The organism is Microcystis sp. M53598_WE2 (assembly GCF_030067735.1).
Taxonomy (GTDB): Bacteria; Cyanobacteriota; Cyanobacteriia; order Cyanobacteriales; family Microcystaceae; genus Microcystis; species Microcystis aeruginosa.
The window spans coordinates 1-4,218 of sequence record NZ_JASJFE010000698.1; the positions used below are offsets into that span (position 1 = coordinate 1).

Annotated in this window: 4 protein-coding genes; 1 reads left to right on the forward strand and 3 read right to left on the reverse strand. The window is 42.5% G+C overall.

What is annotated here, in order from left to right:
- Window positions 1–34 precede the first annotated feature (34 nt).
- Window positions 35–1,684: an ABC1 kinase family protein gene (locus PX636_RS14230; protein WP_288117637.1), complete on the forward strand. Its 1,650-nt coding sequence runs from the start codon at window positions 35–37 to the stop codon at window positions 1,682–1,684.
- 12 nt (window positions 1,685–1,696) lie between these two features.
- On the opposite strand, the gene PX636_RS14235 is transcribed toward PX636_RS14230, so the two are convergent.
- The 3 genes from PX636_RS14235 to PX636_RS14245 all read right to left on the reverse strand — a co-directional run bounded on the left by PX636_RS14235 (window position 1,697) and on the right by PX636_RS14245 (window position 4,114).
- Window positions 1,697–2,104 carry a hypothetical protein gene (locus tag PX636_RS14235; protein WP_125732447.1) on the reverse strand — a complete coding sequence of 136 codons (408 nt, stop codon included), beginning with the start codon at window positions 2,102–2,104 and terminating at the stop codon, window positions 1,697–1,699.
- 364 nt (window positions 2,105–2,468) lie between these two features.
- On the reverse strand, window positions 2,469–3,890 hold the full coding sequence (glnA, locus tag PX636_RS14240; protein ID WP_288117638.1) for a type I glutamate--ammonia ligase: 1,422 nt from the start codon (window positions 3,888–3,890) through the stop codon (window positions 2,469–2,471).
- Window positions 3,891–3,943: 53 nt separating this feature from the next.
- Window positions 3,944–4,114: a hypothetical protein gene (locus tag PX636_RS14245; protein WP_155120276.1), complete on the reverse strand. Its 171-nt coding sequence runs from the start codon at window positions 4,112–4,114 to the stop codon at window positions 3,944–3,946.
- Between the last annotated feature and the right edge of the window lie 104 nt (window positions 4,115–4,218).

The following is a 4,218-nucleotide window of genomic DNA, read 5'->3' on the forward strand; positions in this document are numbered from 1 at the left end:
AACTGATCACTGATAACTGATAACTGATAATACCGTGTTCTCACTCCCCCAAACCAGTCAAAGACAAAAAGAAATCCTTGAGATAGTTCTCGGCAACGGTTGGGACTATATGCGCGGGGTTTTAACCCTAGGAAAAACGGAAAATCCCCAGATTCCCACCCCAGAAGTTCTCAAAAAAATCCTTGTGGAATTGGGGCCTTTTTATGTCAAATTGGGACAGTTACTTAGTACCCGTCCCGATCTTCTACCTGCTAATTATATCGAGGCTTTAACTGCCCTACAAGCGCAAGTTCCTCCCGTTGCCTGGACAGATATAGAAATAGTCATCACCGAACAGTTAGCAAAACCGATCGAACAGGTATTTAAGTATATTAATCCCCAACCGATCGCCGCAGGATCGATCGGGCAAATTCATCGGGCAACTTTATTATCTGGGGAGGAAGTAGCGATTAAAGTCTTGCGTCCGGGGATCGAAAAAATTGTCGCCCAAGATAGTGCCTTAATTAAGGGAATTGCTGATTTAGTTGCCCTCACAGAATTTGGTCAAAGTTATGACGTTGTTGACTTAGCAGAGGAGTTTATTAAAGCAGTTAATGCGGAATTAGATTTCACCCAAGAAGGTCATTATACTGACCAATTACGCTATAATTTAACCCAGAGTCGGTGGTCAGAACCCAAGCAGTTAGTTATTCCTAAAATTTATTGGCACTTAACTAATTCCAGGCTATTAGTGTTAGAATGGCTAGAGGGAAAACAAATTTTAGATGCCGATGTTTCTAGACCAGCAACCGAGCAAGCAATTTCCCAAAGAAAAAGCGAAATAACTAGGATTTTGTTTCGGTCATTTTTTCAACAAATTTATATTGATGGCTTCTTTCATGCCGATCCTCACCCGGGTAATATTTTCTATCTTGACGATGGTAGAGTGGCTTTAATTGACTGTGGCATGGTGGGCAGATTAGACCCACAAACTCAACAAATTTTAACAGAATTGTTATTGGCAATTGTTGACTTAGATGCCAAAAGATGCAGTCAACTAACTATTAAACTGTCCGAGTCAGTAGTCCCGATTACTTTAGTACAATTAGAGGTAGATTATGAGCGGATGTTGCGAAAATATTATAACCTCAATTTAAATCAAATTAACTTTAGTGAGGTAGTTTATGAACTTTTGCAAATTGCCCGTCGCAATAGAATTAAACTTCCGGGTAATTTAGGTTTATTTGCCAAAAGTCTCGCTAATCTAGAAGGAACTGCCCGAAAATTTAATCCTGATATTAATATCCTGGAAGAAGTCAAACCGCTATTAACTAATATTCTTGAACAACAGTTAATCGGTAGCACTCCCCTACAAACTGCCCTAAGAACAGTTTTAGACTTGAAATCTTTTTCCCTGAAATATCCCCGTCAAATCGAAGTTTTACTAGATGGTTTAACCTCGGAAACTTTAAATGTTAATCTGAAAATTCGCGACTTAGATAATCTCCGTCGCAGTTTAGATAATTCCGCCAATCGACTAGCTTTTAGTGTGATTATTGGTTCCTTAATTATCGGGGCCGCCATTGTCACAGCCAGCACCCAATCTCGGCAATTAACTATTATTAGTACCGTATTATTTGCTACAGCTAGTTTAATCGGTTTATGGTTAGTTGTCGGTATCCTGCGATCGGGTAGATTGCGCTAGAAATTATGGCGATTAAATTAAGATTTGTTGTTGTAAAAATTTCGCCCACTGACTAGCCAATTCAACTTCAGTAAAGGGAATTTTTTCAGGCGATCGCTCCTTAAAGATAAATTCTAGAAAAGGGGAACCCTGCGGGGGAAGAGCATCTAAATCCACCACTTGATTATTAACTAGCAGACGGATTTCTTTGACCTCCTCTAGGGAAAAAGTTTGTAAATTAATCACTCCCTTACGAGTTGGCTTTCCCCAAGTGATAATTTTATCTTTTTGACCTAAGACAGAATATATATCATACTTAGCTCGCTCGAAGTTTTCCGCCCATGCTCGATAGATTTCCACTTTTTGGTATTCATTCCAACCACTCCAAGCCAACCAAATAAACAGAATTAATAAAGGTGTCCACAATAACCCGCGTTCCATAAACTATCGCCCCAAAATCCTGGTCAATTAATCGTATTTTATGCTAAGTGGGTGGGTGGAATTAAATATAAGATGAACGTAGGTTGGGTTGAAGCATGAAACCCAACGCCCGCATGGGTTACGCTACCGCTAACCCATCCTACAAATAATTGTGCCTCCCTACTTAATTGGCAGCAAGGGATTATACTAGGGTTTGCGGCAAAAAGTTTTTCGGTGGTGGCAGGGTGTGGGGTGTGGGGTGTGGGGAAGGAAACCTCTTTCATCTGCGGTGGTGAAAATTTTTTCATCGGGACTGACTGGCTGATTCGGAAAAAAAAGGGCAGACAAAAGCCTACCCTAGGATTAATGATTAGTCAATCAAACCTTAGACATCGTAGTAGAGAGAGAACTCGTAGGGGTGGGGACGTAAGCGCATCGGGTTAACTTCGTTATCGAGCTTATAGGTGATCCAGTTTTGGATAAAGTCTTCGGTAAAGACACCAGAATCGGTCAAGAAAGCGTGATCTTTTTCGAGACTTTCCAGAGCTGCTTCTAGAGAACCGGGGGTAGAGGGTATTTTTGACAATTCTTCGGGACTGAGTTCGTAGATATCCACATCGAGAGGTTCCCCTGGTTCGATTTGATTTTTAATTCCATCGATACCCGCACAGAGCATAGCTGCAAAAGCGAGGTAGGGGTTAGAAGTGGCATCAGGACAGCGGAATTCTAAACGTTTGGCTTTCGGGTTGCTTCCCGATAAAGGAATCCGAATCGAAGCGGAGCGATTACCTTGGGAGTAGGCCAGGTTTACAGGGGCCTCAAAACCGGGGACGAGACGCTTGTAAGAGTTGGTGGTGGGGTTAGTTAAAGCTAAGAGCGCGGGAGCGTGTCTAAGCAAACCACCGATGTAGTACAGTGCCATTTGGCTAAGTCCGGCGTATTTATCCCCGGCGAACAGGGGTTGACCATCTTTCCAGATAGACTGGTGAACGTGCATCCCGGAACCATTATCACCAAAGATGGGTTTAGGCATAAAGGTGACGGTTTTACCGTATTTCTTGGCCACGTTCTTGATGCAGTATTTATAGGTCATCAAGTAGTCGGCAGCCCGTACTAGGGTAGAGAATTTAATCCCTAACTCGTTTTGACCACCAGTGGCGACTTCATGGTGATGTTTTTCGATGGGAACTCCGCAGTCGGCCATGGTTAAGAGCATTTCCGTGCGAATGTCTTGAGAGGTATCGGTGGGACTAACGGGGAAATAACCCTGTTTGTAGGCGGGTTTATAGGCAAGATTTCCGTCTTTTTCGTCTTTACCGCTATTCCAACGACCTTCGACACTATCCATGTAGTAATAGCCCGAGTTGGCGGTTTGGTCGAAACGAGCGCTATCAAAGAGGAAAAATTCCGCTTCCGGTCCAAAATATACGGTATCACCTAAACCGGTAGTGCTAAGATAATCGATCGCTTTCTGAGCAATAGAGCGAGGATCGCGGCTATACCATTCACCGGTTCTCGGTTCTTTGATGCTACAGATCATGCTTAGGGTAGGTTCCTTGTAGAAGGGATCGATCCAAGCAGTGGTGGGATCGGGAACCATGGCCATATCGGATTCGTTAATTGCTTTCCAACCGCGAATACTGGAACCATCGAAGGCAACACCATCGCTGAAAGAGCTTTCATCGATTTGATCGTAGTAGAACGAGCAATGTTGCCAGATACCTGGCATATCAATAAATTTCAGGTCGATAATCTTAATATTGTTGTCCTGAATCATTTTCAAGACTTCTTGTGGCGTTTCGGGCATGGAAAACTCCTTTGATGTATGGATCAGTTCTTAAGCTTCTCAAAAAATCCATCCTAAACAGTCACTTTGGCCGGTTTTGTATTTTTCGATACAAAATCTTTAATCCTAGCTTGAAAAAATCTGTAATTTCCTTGTTCAGGTCGGTAATCGCTGGGAATGACCATTTGCCTATCAGCTTCTAGCTCCTCTTGCCACACCTCAAGCACGTTCGCTTCTGCAAACATTTGCCGTCTAAGCTAAGACGCATTTTAACCGCCTATACTTAGATTAGCTGAATGAGTGCATATATCAAAAAGTCAGTTTGAGCCTAAGTTTTAAAAAATGTAGA

Coding starts and splice junctions, on each gene's coding strand:
- glnA (WP_288117638.1), bottom strand. CDS start 3,890: ATGCCCGAAACGCCACAAGAAGTCTTGAAAATGATTCAGGACAACAAT.
- PX636_RS14245 (WP_155120276.1), bottom strand. CDS start 4,114: ATGTTTGCAGAAGCGAACGTGCTTGAGGTGTGGCAAGAGGAGCTAGAA.
- PX636_RS14235 (WP_125732447.1), bottom strand. CDS start 2,104: ATGGAACGCGGGTTATTGTGGACACCTTTATTAATTCTGTTTATTTGG.